The organism is Pseudomonas sp. HT11, from assembly GCF_044875395.1.
Lineage (GTDB): Bacteria > Pseudomonadota > Gammaproteobacteria > Pseudomonadales > Pseudomonadaceae > Aquipseudomonas.
Window position 1 is genome coordinate 5,543,024 of the sequence record NZ_CP173217.1, and the last position, 20,952, is coordinate 5,563,975.

The window sequence follows — 20,952 nt, forward strand, 5'->3', positions numbered from 1 at the left end:
TGCAACCGCCTACAAACATCACAACAGACTGCCAAAAAGTCTGCGTTCGGATATGTCAATTACTGGTTGTTTCTCTCTCTACATTACGCAACACATAACCGGCGTTAATGGCCTGATTAAGCTCAAGAACTTCGTTCAATCCCGTGTTTGCGCAACTTTCTGTAAAGCGTATTTCGGCTCACCCCCAAATGCTCAGCGGTGTGGGTCATGTGCCAATGGTGTTGCTGCAACGCTTCAAGCAAGGCCACGCGCTCCGCATCGTTCAAGGCAAGACCGGGAACGGGTTCAGAGGCCACGGCGGGGCGGGCCCGGCGAATGATTGGCGGCAAGTCGTCAAACCTGATGCGCCCATCCTCGGACAACGCCGCCAAGGTGCGTAATACGTTGCGCAACTGCCGCACGTTGCCCGGCCAGGTAAAGTCCAGCAGCGCCTGACGCGCTATCTGGTCGAGCAACACGACCTGCCCTGGCGCCTCATCGGCGAGCAAAAAGTCCAGCAATTGGGCTTTGTCGCTGCGCTCGCGCAAAGGCGGTACGTCGATTTCAAGGCCATTGAGGCGGTAGTACAAATCTTCGCGAAAGCTGCCGCTGGCTACGCGCGCCAACAAATCACGGTGGGTTGCGCTGATGATTCGCACATTGATTGCTTGCGGCTCACCGCCGATGGGCACGACCAGACGGTCTTCCAACACCCTCAGCAGACGGGTTTGCAATGCGAGGGGCATGTCGCCGATCTCGTCGAGAAACAAGGTACCGCCGTCGGCCTGCTGTAACTTGCCGCGCATGCCTTCCTTGAGCGCGCCGGTAAAACTGCCGCCGCGATACCCGAATAGCTCGCTTTCGATCAGGCTTTCAGGGATGGCGGCGCAATTGAGCGCAACAAACGCCTTGTCGGCCCGCTGACTGGCCTGATGCACGGCCTTGGCGAAGGCTTCCTTGCCCGAACCGGTTTCACCGTTGATCAGCAACGGCACGTCACGTTCGAACACGCGCAGCGCCTTGCGAAACTCATTCTGCAGCACCGGGTCGCCCAGGCAGATGCCCGCCAGGCGCGGGGCCTCGGGCTTGGCCAGCGGTGCCGGTACGCTGCGCGCCTGGCCGCGCAATGCGGCGAATAGATGCCGGCCATCACGGGTACGCAGTGGCCAACTGGCCGTGGCGTTGGCGCTGGCACGGCCAAGCAGCTGATCAAGGGAACACTCGAAAAACGCTTCCACAGGTTGCCCCAGCAAACCGCCACGAGCCTGTGCCAGCAGGTTCAGCGCGCTTTGGTTGGCGGCGCAGATCCGCCCTTCGCCATCGAACGCCAGCAACCCTTCACTGAACAGCCCCACGGATTCGGCCTGCAGGTGAAAACGCAGCAACCATTGGTTTTCAAAATGACGCAGGAAGTAGCAACTCTCGATCATCTTCGCTGACAGGTTCACCAGCGCCATGGTGTGGAATTGGCTCTGACGCGACACGGCTTCACGCGCCGACGACACGTCCAGCACGGCCAACAGCTCACCCTGAGGGTCGAACACCGGGCTTGCCGAACAGGTCAGGCCGGTGTGGCGGCCGCGAAAATGCTCATCGCGGTGAATGGTCAGGGACTGGCGCTCCACCAGGCAGGTGCCGATGCCGTTGGTGCCTTCGCACGCTTCGCTCCAGTCGGCGCCCAGCCACAGCCCGGCGCGCTCGAAAATCTTGCGTTCCGAAGGTGCTGTCACACAGTTGAGAATCACCCCACGCGCATCGGTGAGCAATACCGCATGGCCGGCGCCGGAAAGCTGCTGATGCAGGCTGTTCATTTCGCTGCCGGCGATGTGCAGCACCTGCTGCAGGCGTTCGCGGCTTTCCAGCAGGCGGCCATGTTCGAGCACGGTGGGGGCGATGCTCAAGGCGGGGTCGAGGTGATAATCCTCCAGGCAACGCAGCCAGGAGCGGGCGATGGACGGGTCGCTGCCAGGGCCTTGGGCAAGGTCCTGCCCACGGGTGACGGTGAGGACTTGCTGGGCATGGCGACTGAAATGATCGTTTTGCATGTTCTTATTATTCTCTCTGCGTGAGAACAGCCAGCATCCCCCAGCCATCCAGGCATTGCAATCCCGGGCAGACCCGCCGGTCACAGGCTGTACCGTTTATGGCACACACTGTCACCCCGCCTGTACCAGCCCTGTCACAGCAACGCTTTGCAATAAACCTCAAGCCCTTGATTTACCTGGCCTGCAAAGCAATGGCCCGACCTTTGCTCTACGCTTTATCAAGCGCAACACCGCTGAACTCCAATAAACATAAAAGTCAGGAGATACCCACCATGCGTTATGCACATCCCGGTACTGAAGGCGCGATCGTTTCGTTCAAGGCCAAGTACGGTAACTACATCGGCGGCGAATTCGTCGCGCCGGTGGATGGCAACTACTTCACCAACACCTCGCCGGTCAACGGCAAGCCTATCGCCGACTTCCCGCGCTCCACGGCCAAAGACATCGACAAAGCCCTCGACGCCGCCCACGCCGCCGCAGATGCCTGGGGCAAGACCTCAGCCCAGGACCGCTCGCTGGTGCTGCTGAAAATCGCCGACCGCATCGAACAGAACCTCGAACTGCTGGCCATCACCGAAACCTGGGACAACGGCAAAGCCGTGCGTGAAACCCTCAACGCCGACATCCCACTGGCGGCCGACCACTTCCGCTACTTCGCCGGCTGCATCCGCGCGCAGGAAGGCACCAGCGCTGAAATCAACGAACTGACCGCCTCGTATCACTTCCACGAGCCGCTGGGCGTGGTCGGCCAGATCATCCCGTGGAACTTCCCGCTGCTGATGGCCGCGTGGAAACTTGCGCCAGCACTGGCCGCCGGTAACTGCGTGGTGCTCAAGCCCGCCGAGCAAACGCCGCTGGGCATCAACGTGCTGATGGAGCTGATCGGCGACCTGCTGCCGCCAGGCGTGCTGAACGTGGTACACGGTTACGGCAAAGAAGCCGGCGAAGCCCTGGCCACCAGCAAGCGCATCGCCAAGATCGCCTTTACCGGCTCGACGCCGGTGGGCTCGCACATCATGCACGCGGCGGCCGAGAACATTATTCCGTCCACCGTTGAGCTGGGCGGCAAGTCGCCGAACATCTTCTTCGCCGACATCATGAAAGCCGAACCGTCGTTTATCGAAAAGGCCGCCGAAGGCCTGGTGCTGGCGTTCTTCAACCAGGGCGAGGTGTGCACGTGCCCATCGCGCGCGCTGGTGGAAGAGTCGATCTACGACGACTTCATGAAAGTGGTGATGAAAAAGATCGAGCAGATCAAACGCGGCGACCCGCTGGACACCGACACCATGGTCGGCGCCCAGGCGTCCGAGCAGCAGTTCGACAAAATCCTGTCTTACCTGGAAATCGCCAAGGGCGAAGGCGCGCAACTGCTCACCGGCGGTAAGGTCGAGAAGCTCAGCGGCGACATGGCCGGCGGGTATTACATCCAGCCGACCCTGCTCAAGGGCACCAACGAAATGCGCGTGTTCCAGGAAGAAATCTTCGGCCCGGTGGTGAGCATCACCACCTTCAAGGACGAAGCCGAAGCCCTGGCAATTGCCAACGACACCGAGTTCGGCCTGGGCGCCGGTGTGTGGACCCGCGACATCAACCGCGCCTACCGCATGGGCCGCGCGATCAAGGCCGGCCGCGTGTGGACCAACTGCTACCACCTGTACCCGGCGCACGCCGCGTTCGGCGGTTACAAGAAGTCCGGTGTGGGCCGTGAGACGCACAAGATGATGTTGGATCACTACCAGCAGACCAAGAACTTGCTGGTGAGCTACGACATTAATCCGTTGGGTTTCTTCTAACTTAAACCTGTAACAGGCGACCAGTTCTCAACTTGAAATGCAATCAAGTGTGGGAGCTGGCTTGCCTGCGATGGCGGTGTATCAACTAAGCGTGTGGTGGCTGACACACTGCTTTCGCAGGCAAGCCAGCGCCCACATTAGCTCTTCGCAAGTACTCGCAACTCGCATTCGGCACAAAGAGGCCGAGTTAAAAACAATAAGAATGGACGGTACTTTCCCATGCCTAGCGAACCTACTGGCTCTTCCGTCGACTTCGAAAAAGTCGGCACCGACTACTTCCAACAACGCGAACTGAAAAAAGGCGCCGCCGGCTGGGTGCTGTTGGTCGGCCTTGGCGTTGCCTATGTGATCTCCGGCGACTACGCCGGTTGGAACTTCGGCCTGGCCCAAGGTGGCTGGGGCGGCATGTTCCTCGCCACCTTGCTGATGGCCACCATGTACCTGTGCATGTGCTTCTCCCTGGCCGAACTGTCTTCCATGATCCCCACCGCCGGCGGCGGCTACGGCTTTGCCCGCAGCGCCTTCGGCCCCTGGGGCGGCTTCCTCACCGGCACCGCGATCCTGATCGAATACGCCATCGCCCCCGCCGCCATTGCGGTGTTTATCGGCGCTTATTGCGAGTCGCTGTTCGGCATTGGCGGCTGGATGATTTACCTGGCGTTCTACATCATCTTTATCGGCATCCACATTTTCGGCGTGGGCGAAGCCTTGAAGCTGATGTTTGTGATTACCGCCGTTGCAGCGATTGCCTTGGGCGTGTTCCTGGTGTCGATGGTGCCGCACTTCAACGTTGCGAACCTGCTGGACATCCCGGTGACCGAGGCCAAAGGCGCCAGCACGTTCTTGCCGTTCGGCTACGTCGGCGTATGGGCGGCGATTCCCTATGCAATCTGGTTTTTCCTCGCCGTCGAAGGCGTGCCGTTGGCTGCCGAAGAAACCAAGAACCCCAAGCGTGACCTGCCTCGTGGCCTGATCGGCGCCATTGTGGTGCTGACCAGTTTTGCCCTGTTGATTCTGGTCATCGCCCCCGGCGGCGCGGGCACTTACGCGTTGATCAAGTCGGGCAACCCGTTGGTTGAGGCGCTGGCACTGTCCTACGGCGGTTCGACCTGGATGGGCAGCTTCGTCAACCTGGTCGGCTTGGCAGGCTTGATCGCGAGCTTTTTCTCGATCATCTACGCGTATTCCCGGCAGATCTTCGCCTTGTCCCGCGCCGGTTACTTGCCGCGCAAACTGTCGCAGACCAACAAAAGCAAGGCGCCGGTGCTGGCGCTGGTGATCCCGGGCATCATCGGTTTTGGCCTGTCGCTGACCGGCCAGGGTGATTTGCTGATTCTAGTGGCGGTATTCGGCGCGACCATTTCCTACGTACTGATGATGGCCGCGCACATCACCCTGCGCATCCGCCGCCCCAAAATGGACCGTCCGTACCGCACACCGGGCGGCATTTTCACCTCAGGTGTCGCGCTGGTACTGGCCTGCGTAGCCGTAGTAGCGGGCTTTCTGGTGGATCCACGGGTGGTGATTGGCGCCGCGATCATCTATGGAGTATTAATTGCTTACTTTGCTTTCTACAGCCGGCATCACTTGGTAGCAGGCACGCCCGAAGAAGAATTCGCCGCGATCCAGGCCGCAGAGGCCGCCTTGCACTGAATGCCGTAAACCTCGACGCGGGCAGTTGGCCCGCGTCGCCAAGGAGACACTGTATGGCAAGCTTTTCCCACGCGGTGGGTGCACAGACCTACCGCTTCGACAGCCTCAAGGACGTGATGGCCAAGGCCAGCCCGGCGCGCTCCGGGGACTTCCTCGCCGGCGTGGCCGCGCAGAACGACGGCGAACGCGTGGCCGCGCAAATGGCGTTGGCGAACATCCCGCTGAAACACTTCCTCGAAGAAGTGCTGATCCCCTACGAAAGCGACGAAGTCACCCGGCTGATCATCGACACCCACGATAAACAGGCGTTTAGCGTGGTCAGTCACCTGACCGTCGGCGGCCTGCGCGACTGGCTGCTCAGTGACGCGGCCGACGAACACGCCCTACGCGCATTGGCGCCGGGGCTGACACCGGAAATGGCCGCCGCCGTCTCCAAGATCATGCGCGTACAGGACTTGGTGTTGGTCGCGCAAAAGATCCGCGTGGTCACCCAGTTTCGCGGCACCATGGGCCTGCGCGGGCGCCTGTCGACGCGCCTGCAGCCCAACCACCCGACGGATGAACCGGCGGGCATCGCCGCGAGCATTCTCGACGGCCTGCTCTACGGCAACGGCGACGCCATGATCGGCATCAACCCGGCCACCGACAGCATCGCCTCGATCTGCGCCATGCTCGAGATGCTCGATGCGATCATCCAGCGCTACGAAATCCCCACCCAGGCGTGCGTGCTGACTCACGTGACCACGTCCATCGAGGCCATCAACCGAGGTGTACCGCTGGACCTGGTGTTCCAGTCGATTGCCGGTACCGAAGCGGCCAACGCCAGTTTCGGCATCAGCCTGAGCGTGCTGCAGGAAGGTTACGACGCAGGCTTGAGTCTGAACCGCGGCACCTTGGGCCAGAACCTGATGTATTTCGAAACCGGCCAGGGCAGCGCCTTGTCGGCCAACGCGCACTTTGGCGTCGACCAGCAAACCTGCGAAACCCGCGCCTACGCCGTTGCGCGGCATTTCAAGCCGTTTTTGGTCAACACCGTTGTAGGTTTTATCGGCCCCGAGTACCTGTACAACGGCAAGCAGATCATCCGCGCCGGCCTTGAAGATCACTTCTGCGGCAAGCTGCTCGGCGTACCGATGGGCTGCGACATCTGCTACACCAACCACGCCGAGGCCGACCAGGATGACATGGACACCCTGCTCACCCTGTTGGGCGTGGCCGGGATCAACTTCATCATGGGCATCCCCGGCTCCGACGACATCATGCTCAACTACCAGACCACCTCGTTCCACGACGCGTTATACGCCCGGCAAACATTGGGTTTAAAACCGGCGCCGGAGTTTGAACAGTGGCTGGCCAAGATGGGCATCTTCACGCAAGCCGACGGCAAGGTGCACTTCGGCAACAGCCTGCCACCGGCGTTTCGCCACGCCTTGAAGCAATTGGGATGAAGGAGCCGCCTGTGCAAGTAGAACTGCCTGACAACCCGTGGCTGGAACTGCGCCGCCTGACCCCGGCGCGCATCGCCCTGGGCCGCACCGGCACCAGCATTCCCACCAGCGCGCAGCTGGATTTTCAATTCGCCCACGCCCAGGCGCGCGATGCGGTGCACCTGCCTTTTGACCATGAAGGCCTGAGCAGCCAATTGGCCGAGCGCGGCCGTGAGAGCTTGTTGCTGCACAGTGCCGCCGTTGACCGGCATATGTATTTGCAACGCCCGGACCTGGGGCGACGCCTGAGTGATGAGTCGGCGCAGAGCTTGCGCGACTACGCCGCCGCGAACCCTGGCGGCGTGGACCTGGCCGTGGTAGTGGCCGACGGGCTGTCGGCGCTGGCCGTGCATAAACACACGCTGCCGTTTCTGACACGCATGGAAGAACAGACTCACGCCGAAGGGTGGTCCTTGTCGCCAGTCATCCTGGTGGAACAGGGCCGCGTGGCGGTGGCCGATGAAATTGGCCAATTGCTGGGCGCCAAGATGGTGGTGATTCTGATCGGCGAGCGGCCGGGGCTCAGCTCGCCAGACAGCTTGGGGCTGTATTTCACCTACAACCCCAAGGTCGGGCTCACCGATGCGTATCGCAACTGCATTTCCAACGTGCGACTGGAAGGCCTGAGCTACGGCATGGCCGCGCATCGCCTGCTTTACTTGATGAAAGAGGCGTGTCGCCGGCAGCTGTCGGGGGTCAATCTCAAGGACGAGGCACAGGTGCAGACCCTCGAGTCGGATGATCCTGACCTGATGAAAGGCAATTTCCTGCTCAGCCCGCCGGAATGAACGATAGCCGCACGATTGCGCTTTTTCGCGCCATTAGGCAGCATCCGGTCACGGCCGCTTGTGTGGTCATCCCCCCTTTGGAAGTTGAGGCCTGGCATGCGGATTACTCAAGCGACCCTGGAACACTTGGACCTGTTGACCCCGTTGTTCGTCAAATACCGCGAGTTCTATGGCGCGCTGCCGTTTCCGGATTCATCGCGGGCGTTTCTGGAAAAACGCCTGCGCCGCAAGGAGTCGGTGATCTACCTGGCCCTGGCCGACGATGATGACAAGCGGTTGCTGGGCTTTTGTCAGCTTTACCCGAGCTTTTCGTCGCTGTCGCTTAAACGCGTGTGGATCCTCAACGATATCTATGTGGCCGAAGATGCGCGCCGGCAATTGGTGGCAGACAACCTGATGCGCACGGCCAAGAAAATGGCCAAGGAAACCCAGGCGGTGCGGCTGCGGGTGTCGACCAGCAGTGACAATGAGGTGGCGCAGAAGACTTATGAGTCGATCGGCTTTCGCGAAGATACGGAGTTCAAGAACTACGTGTTGCCGATCAGCGAAAACTGATAACGCCGAATGGCTTCGGCTTCCCCTTGTGGTGAACGGCCTTACAGTGGCGAGCAGGCTGAGTGTGGCGAGCGGGCTTGCCCCGCGTTGGGCTGCGCAGCAGCCCCAAAAACAGCCGCCGAGTTATAACTGAAGGAATGCAGAACTTCTCGGGGGGCTGCTTCGCAGCCCAACGCGGGGCAAGCCCGCTCGCCACAGCAAGCCCGCTGGCCACACTCAGTCAGCTCACCACAGAAGACCCGCTCCCCTATTTGGATCAATGTAGATCGGACATACCCACGACATGCCCCGCTACAAAACCCACACGCTTTTCACCTCTCAATACGTATAATGCGGACCTTTCAGGGTTGTAAGAAATACGGCATACACTTGTAGCCTTACTTACCCGTAGACCCCGCACTGGCCTGCTGAGCCGGGCCATTCACACAGGTGCCATCCATGGATTTCAACCCGCTCGACCTTATCCTGCATCTCGACGTGTACCTCGACATGCTGGTGAGAAACTACGGAGTGTGGATCTACGCCATTCTGTTCCTGGTTATCTTTTGCGAAACCGGCTTGGTGGTCATGCCATTCCTGCCCGGTGATTCCTTGCTGTTCATCGCTGGCGCTATCGCGGCAGGCGGCGGCATGGACCCGATCCTGTTGGGCGGCTTGCTGATGCTGGCGGCCATCCTGGGTGACAGCACCAACTACGTGATCGGGCGAACAGTGGGCGAACGCTTGTTCAGCAACCCGAACTCGAAAATCTTCCGCCGCGACTACCTGCAAAAAACCCACGAGTTCTACGACAAGCACGGCGGCAAAACCGTGACCCTGGCGCGTTTCCTGCCGATCCTGCGCACCTTCGCACCCTTCGTCGCCGGCATCGCCAAAATGCCTTACCCGCGCTTCTTCGGGTTCAGCGTGTTCGGCACCGTGCTGTGGGTCGGCGGCCTGGTGACCCTGGGTTACTTCTTCGGCAATGTGCCGTTCATCAAGAAGAACCTGTCGCTGCTGGTGGTCTTTATCATCCTGCTGTCGCTGATCCCGATGATCATCGGTGTGTTCCGCAGCCGCTTTGGCCGCTCGTCCTCCGAAGCCAAACCGCAGTAACCTGCGATGTGGTCCCTCAGCGCCTGGCGTCGCCGGCGCCTGCTGGCCAAGCACCCGATTGCCGATGACACCTGGCAACGGGTGCGCCACCACCTGAGCTTTCTCGACGGCATCAGCGCCGAGCAAGACCAGTGGCTGCGCGAAGCCTGCGTAGTCTTCCTCGCCGAAAAACACCTCACCGCCCTGCCCGGCGTCGAGCTGCACCAGGAACAGCGCCTGCTGCTCGCCGCCCAGGCGCAACTGCCGTTGATGAACCTGGGCGACCTCGACTGGTACCAAGGCTTCCACGAAATCGTGCTGTACCCCGACGACTTCGTCAGCCCGCAACGCCATCGCGATGCCAGCGGCGTCGAACACGAGTGGGACGGCGAACACAGCGGCGAAGCCTGGCAGCAAGGCCCGGTGATTCTCGCCTGGCCCGGCGTGTTGGCCAGCGGCCAGTGGGAAGGCTACAACCTGGTGATCCACGAGCTGGCGCACAAACTCGACATGCTCAACGGCGACGCCAACGGCCTGCCGCCGCTGCACCACGACATGCGCGTGCAGGAATGGGCCAGCGTGATGCAAAGCGCCTTTGATGACCTCAATCGCCAGCTGGACGCCAACCCGGACGCGGACACCGAGATCGACCCCTACGCCGCCGAAAACCCGGCGGAGTTCTTTGCCGTCACCAGCGAATATTTTTTCAGCGCCCCGGATTTACTGGTCAGCACTTATCCACAGGTGTACGCGCAACTGAGCCGCTTCTATCGCCAGGATCCCCTGGCCCGCCTGCACCAACTGCAAGCCAGCGACGCGCGCTATCAGACAGAACGCCACGCGCCGTACGACGTCTGACGCATGGCATCGGCGTCAGAATATGCCTATAATCGCCGCCACTTTTAGGCCAATCCGGCCATGTTCAATGGCCAACTACGGGGGCAACGCCCAATGAGCTACAGCAAGATTCCGGCTGGCAAAGACCTGCCGAACGACATCTACGTCGCCATCGAAATTCCGGCCAACCACGCGCCGATCAAATACGAAATCGACAAAGACAGCGACTGCCTGTTCGTTGACCGTTTCATGGCCACCCCAATGTTCTACCCGGCCAACTACGGTTTCATCCCCAACACCCTGGCTGACGACGGTGACCCCCTCGACGTGCTGGTCGTAACCCCTTACCCGGTTACCCCAGGCTCGGTCATCCGCGCGCGCCCAGTCGGCATCCTGAACATGACCGACGACGGCGGCGGCGATGCCAAAGTTATCGCGGTACCCCACGACAAGCTGTCCCAGCTGTACGTGGACGTGAAGGAATACACCGACCTGCCGCCACTGCTGCTGGAACAGATCAAGCACTTCTTCGAGAACTACAAAGACCTCGAAAAAGGCAAATGGGTGAAGATCGACGGTTGGGGCAACGCAGACGCCGCCCGCGCCGAGATCATGAAGTCGGTGGCTGCCTACAAAGGCTGATACCCGCTCCTCATTGCCCCGGCAATCAAAAAAGCCCCGACTATTCGGGGCTTTTTTTGTGGGAAAAATTAAACTCCAAGTGCAATGTTTAATGCGCAATGTTTAACAGCGTTAAGACACTGACATATCGACCTACAACTAAGTAAATCCCTACACGCGCAATTCAACGCATAGTTTATTTGATGTCTTTTTCCGGCCAGTAAACTCTGCGTTTATGAATACATCAGGTGATCGACTAAAAGCGTTATTACGGGAAGTTCATCTTTCCGCCTCCGACTTCGCCAAGAACCGCGGCGTCACGCCTCAACACGTGAACAACTGGTTCAAACGCGGCGTGCCCATGGGCCGACTCAACGAGATCGCAGAACTGCTCTGCGTCTCCAGCCGTTGGCTACGCACCGGCGAAGGCCTCAAACACCCACCGGCCAACTTCCTGCTGGAAGGCCCCGGCACCACCAAAGGACTGCCCACCCGCGAAGAAAGCGGCAAATACCTCACAGGCCCCGCCTGCCTCCCGGAAAAAATCGACGTGGAGATCGCCCTCCACCCCACCTTCACCTCAAGCGAACGCATCCGCGTCTCCCTGCATACTCTGGAAACCCTCAACGTAAACCCCGACCGCGCCATAGGCGCCTACATGGTCGACAACAGCATGATCGACATCATCCAACAAGGCGCCACCCTCGCCATCGACCGCGGCCGCAGCCAAATCACCGACGGCGAAATCTACGCCGTCGAACACGACGGCATGCTGCGCATCAAATACCTCTACAACCGCCCCGGCGGCGGCCTGCGCATGCGCAGCCACAACGCCAGCGAACACCCGGACGAATACCTCACCCACGAGCAACGCTTCGAACAGAACTTTCAGATCGTGGGCTGGGTGTTCTGGTGGTCCACCCTCAACAACCGCCGACCGGTGCCGCTGGACGAACAACTGCTGGGCTGGGAAGGCTCTAAATCGGACCCGGAGGTAGGCATTTGAAGTGAATGTGGGTATCATCCGCCGCACATTTGGCAGGGGGTGGCTTTGCGCTATCCATCCTGCCTGGCGATGCGGAGGAGTTCCCGCGGATGCCCCTACTATTCAGTCAGACGGTAAGTTGGCTGAGCGATTTGAAGGCTGGTGAGGTTTGTCAAAAACAAGCTGAGGCAGTCCCCGAGAAGCCGGCCACAAGCCGGCTTTTTAATTGTCCTAAATAATCCTATCCCATCCGAGAATCCTGCCGATAGCCTAGCTATCACGGGTGTTTCAGTCGCTCCCCTGTCCGATGGTGTTCGACACCATTTGACCTCATCCGACGATGAAGTGGGGGGACAGGTGGGGGGACAAAAGGAACGATAGGGGAAATCCAATGGGTAAGCTGAATCCGAAACAAGTCGAAAACCTGACCGAACCCGGTACCTATGAAGATGGTGATGGGCTACGGTTGGTCGTCAAACCTTCCGGGCGTAAGTCCTGGCTCCTTCGCTTCCAACTGGCAGGCCGTCGTAGGGAAATGGGCTTGGGCTCTTTCCCTGAAGTGGGCCTCAAGAAAGCCAGACAAGAAGCCAGCGCCAAACGCAGTCAATTGAGCGACGGTGTAGATCCCCTAGCCGCTCGCGACATCGAACGCGCTGCACAACGCGAAGCGCAGCGAACCAGCGAAGCGAAACAGCTGAAGTTCGAGACACTCGCGAAAGACTACTGCGAAGCACACGGGGGCACCTGGTCAGAGAAGTGGCGTAAAGGCTGGCTGCGGAAGCTGGAGCTGTATGCGTTTGACCACATTGGCAAACTGTCAGCCGAGGAGATCGGTACACCCCAGGTGCTCAAGGTGCTGCAACCAATCTGGGCCACCAAAACCAGAACCGCCGATGAGGTACGTGGGCAAATTGAACAGGTTCTGGATGCCGCCAAGGCACGCAACCTGCGAGAGGGTGAGAACCCTGCTCGCTGGCGTGGGCACTTAGACAATCTGTTGAGTCGCGCTGAAAAGAAGAAGGCTCGGAAACGCGAACACTTCGAAGCTCTACGCTGGCAAGACGTACCCACGCTGATGGCTAAACTCAGCGCAAACACCACACCAGCGTCCTTGGCCACTCAACTCTTGATCATGACCAGCGCACGCGCGCACATGGTGAGGTTTGCACGCTGGGATGAGTTTGACCTGAAAGCTGGTACTTGGTCTCTACCGGATGAACGTATGAAGATGCGAGTCGCATTTGTAATCCCGCTTGCCGAGGAAGTCGTAAAGCTAGTGCAGAGCATTCCGCGAGATGAAGGAAGCCCCTTTCTATTCCCTGGTCAGGGTAAGACGGGGGTCATGCATGCAAACGCAGTACGAACGCTCCTACAGGCATGGGGTACGAGCACATCACGCGACACGGCTTTCGGTCTTCCTTTCGGGATTGGGCCGGGGAATGTACCCATTACCCACGCGAGGTATGCGAAATGGCGCTGGCACATGACGAACGCGACCAAACTGAAGGCGCCTATTCTCGCTCCGATTTTCTCGACAAGCGCCGTGCGTTGATGAACGACTGGAGCAGCTTTCTAACCACTCCCACAACCGCTGCCAAACTTTGAGCTTGAACCATGCCTACGTTACCTGCCGTCCAAAAAATGCGGATATGTATCTTTACTGCCCTGAGAAACTGAGGTCTCGAACGCCACACAACGTCAACAGCCACGATAAAGAACCACACAATGAAAAAAACGACGTCAACACTCTTTTCAGCGATTCAACTCGCAACACATCTGAATGTACGTATCGGCAATACCAGCATTGGGGAAGCAATCGCGAGAAGCCACGGATTACTCTTCGAACACTTCTTCGAACCGCTTCTTGGCCGCGACGTATATATCAAACTGTTAAATGACATCAGCTTGGTCACAAGCGATCTTGCACTACAAACGGAACTTGAGCAGGCGTGGGACAGCGAAGTCAATGAGTATGACGACGAAACCAAGAGCGTTCTCAAAGAGGCTCAATACGCCTGTTTGTACATTGAACTGGCTAGGACCGCCGAAGCAAGCAACGAACATGTCCGCGCCTGGGCCTTCAACAACCACGCCAGCCTAATGGTCGGAGAAATAATAGAAAAATCCGCAGCCATCCAAAAACACGCGGAATCTAAAAAACGCTCTCAACAAAACAGCAAAAACGGAAAAGCTCGAATTAAAAACTTCCTACCAGTCCAAGAAGAAGCAATAAGACTGCTTGAGGAGTTGAAACCGGAGGGTGGCTGGCCAAGCTACAGTAGCGCAGCAATCGCACTAGAGGAGGATCTGGCTGAGTTCATTCTCAAAACCCGCCCACTTGGTTTGACCTCATCGAATATTCGAGAGCTTTTAGAGAAAACCTGGCTTCCTAAAGATAAACTCGTTAATCCTGCTTGGAAAAAGAATAAACATGCGGATGCACAATAAAGCTCAGATTTCCCGCAGCTGTGCTTTCGAGATCGACCATACGGCCCTCAGTGCCGCTGAGAGCCTTTGGCTGCGTTCCCCCTATGCAGCGCGAGTGCTATCAGTGGGGACTGCCCTAGGCCTACCGCGCGGGTCTTTCTGACGCGGTCGTTCCATTTTGCCCATGCCGCGCCCAACCGCTTGAAGCTTCATGTAGAGATCAATCTTGGTCAGGTAGAGCACCGCCTTGCCTAACCCATCCCGCATCAGGCTATCCCGGTGATCGACCATACCGATCCCACAGCTCTTGTAGCGCGATTTGTCCGCGTTACAGTTGTAATACACGCCTCGGCCTTTAGTAATCACATTGAGCCAGTACTGGCCTATTCGCTTGACCAGCGTTCCATCCTCCCGAACCTTGGAGCCATCAAAGAAAAACATCATATGATAATGGAAGCCTTTATCCGGCCCATGCTCCAGCTTCCAAATGTGACCCACCATATCGCCAAACAGCTTGTTCGACCTAGTGTTCTGGAACAGGTGCTCTCGATCTTGCTTGGCTTCAGCCTGTGTCGTCTTGGAGAACTCTTTGCGGTAGCCTAGATCAACCCTCAGCACCAACAATCTGGAATAGCGCTCAAACAATGCATCTACGTACTCCGTCAGCTCTTTGTAATTTTTATTGCCTGAACGCTGGTAGTTTTTAAGCTTGGACTGGAACTGCTTAGATTTAGCCTCTTGGCGAATCCTATTAACACAACCGTTAAACAATGCAAGCAGCACCTGAGCATCACCGCATAGTGCTGCTCGTTTGTGCGACAAATACGTGTGATGCAAACCCGCATCTGCAATCTGCCTGACGACCAAGTCGATATACGGCTCAAACCTATACAACTCACCAAATCGGTCATCACTGAAAACATGCATTTTTACCAGCTTACGTAATATATCACCCGCAGCATTGAACTTCAGAGCGCTGCCACCGTCCCTGTCAACATACAACTCAAATGCGTCCCCCTCCGACTTGATAAGCTGTTGAGCCAAAAACGATGTTCGTTTCAGCTCACAGACCAAACCGATATCTAACTCGCCCTGTATGTCACCGTTCTCAAGCTTCATACGACACGTGCTCAAGAGCGCATTATAGCGCTCATGATTAGACACGCTTACATAGCCCTTCATACCCTTAAGCACTCAATAGATTTATGTTGATTATTGATTGACTTGCCTTAGATCAAGTCAATCCATTCTTCTGCACATTCTTCAGGCATGCCTCTCTATCAGATGGATAAGTAAAATGACATTGATTAGCATTGAACCTCATCATCAGTAGAGCCATTACCAATCGCAAAGAGAGATACTACTAATTACTGCTAATAACATATAAGCCAGAAATATTTAGGCAAGCCGAGTTCGATCAAAGCACTGCCAGTAGCGCACCTCACAATAAAGATATTAATTAAAATTCCATACAGAGTTAGTGTTCGAATTCAGCACAAAAATAGTCAGAAAATTTCAGCCTACTCACCGGTGAAGAGGCCTTTTAATGATTAGCTTGCCTCCTTGGCAGACATGCGCTGCTCAATCCAAGTGGTGATTTCGGAATCGATCCAGCCAATGGCCGAGGCCCCCAGCTTGATCGGTTTGGGGAACGTAGCGTCGTACCTCGGCGACTGGACGTCCATGCGATCATAAATCGTTGACCGCCCAAGGCCGATACGCTCGGTCAATTGCTTAAGGCGCAATATCCTCGGGTAGAAAACAGTTTGGGTGTTTGTCACTTGGCTACTCGTTATGTGTTTGGGAGTGATGCGACTTTAAAGCGAGCGTGCCGCAACAATAAGACCGGCAGCGACAAGTATTTTTTTCCTGAGAATTGGCATACTTCTCAAATGTGAAAACACGCTGCCCGCCTCCCGATCCGTGGAAGTGGTCTCTCCCCCCCCCCCCCTCGCTCGACGTTGCCCTCATGCATCTATTCCGTCAATTCGTATGACGTGCCTGTGAGACCTCGCGGTGGTTTCTGGGTTACAGCTCCGCTGCCTCTGCTTCTTTTTCGTGAATACTGCTCTAGAGGACCGGACACATCATTGGCCATTCAAGTAGTTTTCCATCGACGCATCGGTTGGCAAAAAACCTTCGCAAGTACCCAAAAATCCCCGCTTAAAAGGAGCTTTCTGAACCGTAGGAACTAACTCAGTAGCTGAGGAACTAACTCCGCATGGCCTTTGGCTGCCAACTCCGCTAGCCCCCGCCACCAAAACGATATTGAAACTAATTTCATAACTACATCACCACACTGAATATCCCTCATGGAATCCAACACCATGTTATTTCAGTGCCCTTGCTGTACCTCCAGAAAAATTGCCTACCTCCAACCGGCCATGAAGATTGCTGCCTTCGTGGGTACTGTCGTCGGTGCCACGCACGGAGCAAGCACAGCGCTCATCGATAGCCAAATAGGCTCGACCGCAGGCGCTCTTATCAGTCCGCTGGGCATCAACTTTGGACGCCTCTCTGGTGCCTTACTTGGCGGGCTCGCCGGGAGCGTGGGCGGCTGCGCGCTCGGCGCTCAGCTCGGCGAAAAGCTGGATCGCCATGCGCTGGCCAACAACCTCTGTCTGGTCTGCGGACATCGCTTCAACCTGCCTACTTAATCAGCACACCTAATCATCCTGGCTCGTGCTGCGATCTGCGCAGCGCTTATGCCGACCGTTACTCAAAGGAATCACATATGGCTCATCTCATTGAACAAATGGCTTATGTTGGTGCTACGCCCTGGCATGGCTTGGGCTCTGCCCTGTCACCGAATCAACCCCTGGAAGTCTGGCAACGCGAAGCCGGCATGAACTGGCAGATTCAGGACAGCCCAGTTCATTTCAAAGCCGATGCCGCCCGTCACCTAGGCACCATTCACTCATTCCCGGAGCAAAAGGTGCTGTACCGATCCGACACTAAAGCACCTCTGTCGGTGGTCTCGCATCGCTATCAAGTGGTCCAGCCCCGTGAAGTTTTGGAGTTCTATCGAGAACTGACGGAAGTCTCGGGCTACGCACTTGAAACCGCTGGAGTGCTCAAAGGTGGTCGTAAGTTCTGGGCTCTCGCCAGAACAGGCCAGGCGACAACCCTAAGGGGCAAGGATCAAGTCAACGGTTATCTACTGCTGGCGACTTCGTGCGACGGCACATTGGCTACCACTGCGACCCCCACCACCGTTCGCGTGGTCTGCAACAACACCCTGAGCATCTCCCTGAACAGCGCCAGTCACGCCATAAAAGTGCCGCACAGCACGCGTTTTGACCCGCAAACCATCAAAAAGCGACTGGGTATTGCCGTCTCGCGATGGGACGAATTCATGTATCGGATGCGCGCCCTCGCCGAACGCAAAGTTCAGACGAAAGAAGTCATCGGCTTCTTTATGGAAGTGTTATGCGACACCGGCGCGCATGACCCCATTCCAAATGTACTGCCCAACAAACGAGCTATGGAGAAGGTGCAAAGCCTCTACGAAGGTAAAGGCCGAGGATCTGAAATGGAGTCCGCTCGCGGAACAGCATGGGGCTTGCTGAATGCCGTGACTGAATATGTGGATCATGAAAAGCGTGCCAGGAGTTCTGAGTATCGAATGGATTCGGCATGGTTTGGGCAAGGCGCAGTAATCAAACAGAAGGCACTCGATGCAGCGTTACAACTCGTTGCGTGAACCATCAAACACAGCATCGCCGAGCGCCTTCTCCAATGGGGCGTTCGGAATCTTTTTATCCCAGCACCGCCCTCAGTAACTGCGCACCCACCCTCTTGTACTTTCACGCGTTTGGATAGGAATCCCAGCATGAAATATCCCAAGCTCAAATCCGGTGAAACGACCGACACCTATGCCCTGGAATCACCGCTCACCGAGGCGGACGTTTTACAGATGGCTCAACAACTCGCTATGTATCGCCTGTCAAAAGGACGTGCATTGACTGAACGCAGACTCGTATTCAGCCACCTACAAACTCTGCTGCAGTTTCATGATTACGAAGTCTTTGCTTTGTTACTGCTCGATACAGAGCACCGGGTTATTGGTTTCAGAGAGCTATTTAGCGGCCCTCTGGAAGGCGCCAGCGTGTACCCACGGGAAGTGGTGAAAATCGTACTGGAACACAACGCTGCGGCTGTGATCTTGGTTCATAACCAACCCTCTGGCACCCAAGAGGTCAGTCAAGCCGATCGCGCACTCACAACTCCTCTTAAAAAAGCTCTGAATATGGTTGGCACCCAGATTTTGGATCACGTTGTGGTGGCCCATGAAGGCTGCAAATCAATGGCAGAGCGAGGGCATCTGTAAGCGGCGCGTACGAGCCAATTTAGGAAGGTGGCGCTTAAAACTCTCACCGAGCCAAATCACTTAAAACAATGAGACTCCCATGGCATTGATACGTTTCTTGATCACACTTTTCACCTTTATCGGCGTGCTGGCAAGCGCTTCAGCAGTAGTGTTGACTGTAATCCTGATATTACGATTCCCGCCGATCCTGATCGCCGTTGGCATAGCTTTATTGCTCTTTCAATGGCTTCTCCAGCGCCAATCCAGATTCGAATAAACGGCAGAAGCTGGACAGGAGGCAGACACGCCTCCTGCCGGCATAAATTCATTTTTTTATCTGGCCGATCGAAAATCCGAGCTCTGTTTCTGCGCGGTCTGCCGTTCTTCCTTGTTAGGCGCTCCTCGCTAACGTCAGGAGTAATTGCCGCGCGGCACTTTCGCGGACGAAGGGGTGCGAGTATTGCTATGCAGAGCCTCTTTAAATCAAGGAGCTCCGCACCAGTCGACGAACGTGACTGTACGAATCTCCCCAAGGCTAATACTGTACATAATTACAGCACCACAGACCGGCGCCTTCCAAAACACCTGGATCTATCTGCTTACTCTTCAATACACTCACTCAGCTAGCTCCTGGCTAGACCAGCACAGGGCTGCGCTGAGGAAAGATTACTCGGGTTTCAAACCGGCTGAAGGAGCTCAATATGTGGGTACCACCAAGCGAAGCCCCAGGCTTAGCCGACGCAATATTTCTGGATGAATTCAAAGACATAAGTGAATTGGACAATCTCAAACCAATCCAGCCGTCAGGCGGCCCAAGCCATTGCGTTTGCTTGCAGGGCAATCCATTATCCACCACTATTGCCCCCTCGACGCCTACCGAGCTACCTCTAGTCAGCATGCCGAGTAAGCATCCAGCATCAGTGGCGAAAAAAGACCACCATCGTGCTGCCTTTATTGGCGATAGCCGAGGGCTTCGCGAGACGCTCCCTACCCTGAAAACGACCGTATCCGGGCAGGAGCCCATGAAAAATTTCGAAACCCTCCCCTCACTATCCGCCCACGGGCAACCTTTGATGTTCGCAGATCTTTTTGCGGGCTGTGGAGGCCTATCTCTAGGTCTATCGCTCGCAGGGCTAAACGGCGTTTTTGCCGTCGAACGCGACAAAATGGCATTTTCTACCCTTTCGGCAAACCTGCTCGAAGGGCGCAACGTGCCTGCACCTCAATTCGAATGGCCCGATTGGCTGGAAAGAAAAGCCTGGGGTATCGATGAAATTCTTGAACAGCACCCACTTAAACTTTCCGAGCTCAAGGGCAAAGTGCATGTACTTGCAGGAGGCCCTCCCTGCCAAGGATTCAGTTTCGCAGGGAAGCGACTAGAGTCCGACCCCCGAAACCAACTGTTTGAGAAGTACGTGGAAATGGTCAAGGCTATTCAGCCAGCGGCCATTGTCCTGGAAAACGTACCGGGCATGAAGGTCGCGCATAAAGCCAAATCTTGGAAAGAAGAACTTGGCTTAACGAAAGTGAAGCCCCATTCCTACTATGACAAGCTTGTCGAAAGCCTGGATAGGGTCGGGTATCAGGTCCTCGGTAAAATAGTGGACTGCTCACTCTTCGGAGTTCCGCAGAAGCGCCCACGCCTAATCGTGATAGGGATCCGCAAAGATCTCTCTCGCCATCTCCGTGGCGGCGCTAACAGAGCTTTCGAGCTTCTGGAGGAAGCAAGGCTGAACCAGCTGCAGGAGCTTGGCCTTCCAGAAATTGTCAGCGCTTCGGAGGCCATTTCTGATTTAGAAATAAAGCACGTTGGGACCAGACCATGTACTGATCTCTCCTCTCGTACCGGCTTTCTAGAGCTCGCATATAAGGGGCCTCGGACACATTACCAAACCCTCATGCATCAAGGGAGCGGCGACTCTATGGACAGCGTACGCTTAGCCAAACACAAACCCGAAATCAGTGAACGGTTCATGAGGATCATTCAGGACCCCGAGTGCGTTAGGGGTGGTTTGATGAGCTTGGCCCAAAGGGAAAAATATGGCCTCAAGAAGCACCGCATTTGCCTAATGCACGAAGCAAATCCCGCACCAACAATAACAACTTTGCCCGACGATGTGCTCCACTACAGCGAGCCCAGGATACTGACCGTCCGAGAGTCTGCACGCCTGCAGTCCTTTCCCGACTGGTTCCAGTTCCGAGGCAAATTCACCACCGGCGGGAGCCGACGTACTAAGGAATGCCCGCGCTACACGCAGGTAGGCAACGCTGTTCCTCCTTACCTTGCAAGAGCCATTGGTATAGCCATCGAGTCGGTACTAAAAGAAGCCATGGCCACAGCTAGTCAAAAAACAATCAGTGAACCAGAACAAGAAATCTTAGCCATAGCTTAAAAACAT

18 protein-coding genes and 1 pseudogene are annotated in these 20,952 nt (G+C 56.7%); 16 read left to right on the forward strand and 3 right to left on the reverse strand.

All coding sequences use genetic code 11. The features are described from left to right. Positions 1 to 122: 122 nt before the first annotated feature. Positions 123 to 2,024 (reverse strand): sigma-54-dependent Fis family transcriptional regulator, encoded by a 1,902-nt coding sequence (locus ABWL43_RS25625; RefSeq protein WP_404485212.1) that lies wholly within the window; start codon positions 2,022 to 2,024, stop codon positions 123 to 125. A 272-nt stretch (positions 2,025 to 2,296) separates the two neighbouring features. Here ABWL43_RS25625 and ABWL43_RS25630 point away from each other — a divergent pair, with 272 nt between their 5' ends. The 11 genes and pseudogenes from ABWL43_RS25630 (at position 2,297) to ABWL43_RS25680 (ending at position 14,265) form a co-directional block, all read left to right on the forward strand. Further along, complete coding sequence (locus ABWL43_RS25630) at positions 2,297 to 3,817, forward strand: aldehyde dehydrogenase family protein (protein ID WP_106579392.1); 1,521 nt, start codon at positions 2,297 to 2,299, stop codon at positions 3,815 to 3,817. 219 nt (positions 3,818 to 4,036) lie between these two features. After that, positions 4,037 to 5,470, forward strand: coding sequence for an ethanolamine permease (gene eat / locus ABWL43_RS25635; RefSeq protein ID WP_145162522.1), 1,434 nt, complete (start codon positions 4,037 to 4,039; stop codon positions 5,468 to 5,470). 53 nt (positions 5,471 to 5,523) lie between these two features. Further along, positions 5,524 to 6,918, forward strand: a complete 1,395-nt coding sequence (locus ABWL43_RS25640; RefSeq protein WP_404485215.1) for an ethanolamine ammonia-lyase subunit EutB — start codon at positions 5,524 to 5,526, stop codon at positions 6,916 to 6,918. Continuing rightward, a complete protein-coding gene (gene eutC, locus ABWL43_RS25645; protein ID WP_145162527.1) occupies positions 6,915 to 7,745 on the forward strand; it encodes an ethanolamine ammonia-lyase subunit EutC in 831 nt (276 codons plus the stop codon). The genes ABWL43_RS25640 and eutC overlap by 4 nt, the downstream gene beginning before the upstream one ends. Before the next feature lie 96 nt (positions 7,746 to 7,841). After that, the gene (locus ABWL43_RS25650; RefSeq protein WP_145162530.1) at positions 7,842 to 8,300 is read left to right on the forward strand and encodes an N-acetyltransferase; all 459 of its coding nucleotides are present in this window, start codon (positions 7,842 to 7,844) and stop codon (positions 8,298 to 8,300) included. A gap of 438 nt (positions 8,301 to 8,738) precedes the next feature. After that, positions 8,739 to 9,395: a DedA family protein gene (locus ABWL43_RS25655; RefSeq protein ID WP_106579396.1), complete on the forward strand. Its 657-nt coding sequence runs from the start codon at positions 8,739 to 8,741 to the stop codon at positions 9,393 to 9,395. 6 nt (positions 9,396 to 9,401) lie between these two features. Next, the gene (locus ABWL43_RS25660; protein ID WP_124418538.1) at positions 9,402 to 10,232 is read left to right on the forward strand and encodes a zinc-dependent peptidase; all 831 of its coding nucleotides are present in this window, start codon (positions 9,402 to 9,404) and stop codon (positions 10,230 to 10,232) included. Positions 10,233 to 10,325: 93 nt separating this feature from the next. After that, positions 10,326 to 10,853 (forward strand): inorganic diphosphatase, encoded by a 528-nt coding sequence (gene ppa, locus ABWL43_RS25665; RefSeq protein ID WP_003176323.1) that lies wholly within the window; start codon positions 10,326 to 10,328, stop codon positions 10,851 to 10,853. Between the two features lie 214 nt (positions 10,854 to 11,067). Then, positions 11,068 to 11,838 carry a helix-turn-helix transcriptional regulator gene (locus ABWL43_RS25670; RefSeq protein WP_404485220.1) on the forward strand — a complete coding sequence of 257 codons (771 nt, stop codon included), beginning with the start codon at positions 11,068 to 11,070 and terminating at the stop codon, positions 11,836 to 11,838. A 370-nt stretch (positions 11,839 to 12,208) separates the two neighbouring features. Next, positions 12,209 to 13,422, forward strand: a pseudogene (locus tag ABWL43_RS25675) (tyrosine-type recombinase/integrase). 120 nt (positions 13,423 to 13,542) lie between these two features. Continuing rightward, complete coding sequence (locus ABWL43_RS25680; RefSeq protein ID WP_404485223.1) at positions 13,543 to 14,265, forward strand: hypothetical protein; 723 nt, start codon at positions 13,543 to 13,545, stop codon at positions 14,263 to 14,265. An 81-nt stretch (positions 14,266 to 14,346) separates the two neighbouring features. On the opposite strand, the gene ABWL43_RS25685 is transcribed toward ABWL43_RS25680, so the two are convergent. Beyond that, the gene (locus tag ABWL43_RS25685; protein ID WP_404485226.1) at positions 14,347 to 15,363 is read right to left on the reverse strand and encodes an inovirus-type Gp2 protein; all 1,017 of its coding nucleotides are present in this window, start codon (positions 15,361 to 15,363) and stop codon (positions 14,347 to 14,349) included. A 431-nt stretch (positions 15,364 to 15,794) separates the two neighbouring features. Continuing rightward, positions 15,795 to 16,025 (reverse strand): helix-turn-helix transcriptional regulator, encoded by a 231-nt coding sequence (locus ABWL43_RS25690; protein WP_404485228.1) that lies wholly within the window; start codon positions 16,023 to 16,025, stop codon positions 15,795 to 15,797. A gap of 603 nt (positions 16,026 to 16,628) precedes the next feature. On the opposite strand from ABWL43_RS25690, the gene ABWL43_RS25695 reads away from it, so the two are divergent. The 5 genes from ABWL43_RS25695 (at position 16,629) to ABWL43_RS25715 (ending at position 20,946) form a co-directional block, all read left to right on the forward strand. Then, complete coding sequence (locus ABWL43_RS25695; RefSeq protein ID WP_404488491.1) at positions 16,629 to 16,901, forward strand: hypothetical protein; 273 nt, start codon at positions 16,629 to 16,631, stop codon at positions 16,899 to 16,901. Between the two features lie 77 nt (positions 16,902 to 16,978). Next, positions 16,979 to 17,947 carry a DUF932 domain-containing protein gene (locus tag ABWL43_RS25700; RefSeq protein ID WP_404485231.1) on the forward strand — a complete coding sequence of 323 codons (969 nt, stop codon included), beginning with the start codon at positions 16,979 to 16,981 and terminating at the stop codon, positions 17,945 to 17,947. Positions 17,948 to 18,076: 129 nt separating this feature from the next. Further along, on the forward strand, positions 18,077 to 18,574 hold the full coding sequence (locus ABWL43_RS25705; RefSeq protein ID WP_404485234.1) for a JAB domain-containing protein: 498 nt from the start codon (positions 18,077 to 18,079) through the stop codon (positions 18,572 to 18,574). A 79-nt stretch (positions 18,575 to 18,653) separates the two neighbouring features. Then, positions 18,654 to 18,830 (forward strand): hypothetical protein, encoded by a 177-nt coding sequence (locus tag ABWL43_RS25710; protein WP_167337373.1) that lies wholly within the window; start codon positions 18,654 to 18,656, stop codon positions 18,828 to 18,830. Between the two features lie 745 nt (positions 18,831 to 19,575). Next, on the forward strand, positions 19,576 to 20,946 hold the full coding sequence (locus ABWL43_RS25715) for a DNA cytosine methyltransferase (protein WP_404485237.1): 1,371 nt from the start codon (positions 19,576 to 19,578) through the stop codon (positions 20,944 to 20,946). The last annotated feature ends 6 nt before the right edge of the window (positions 20,947 to 20,952 follow it).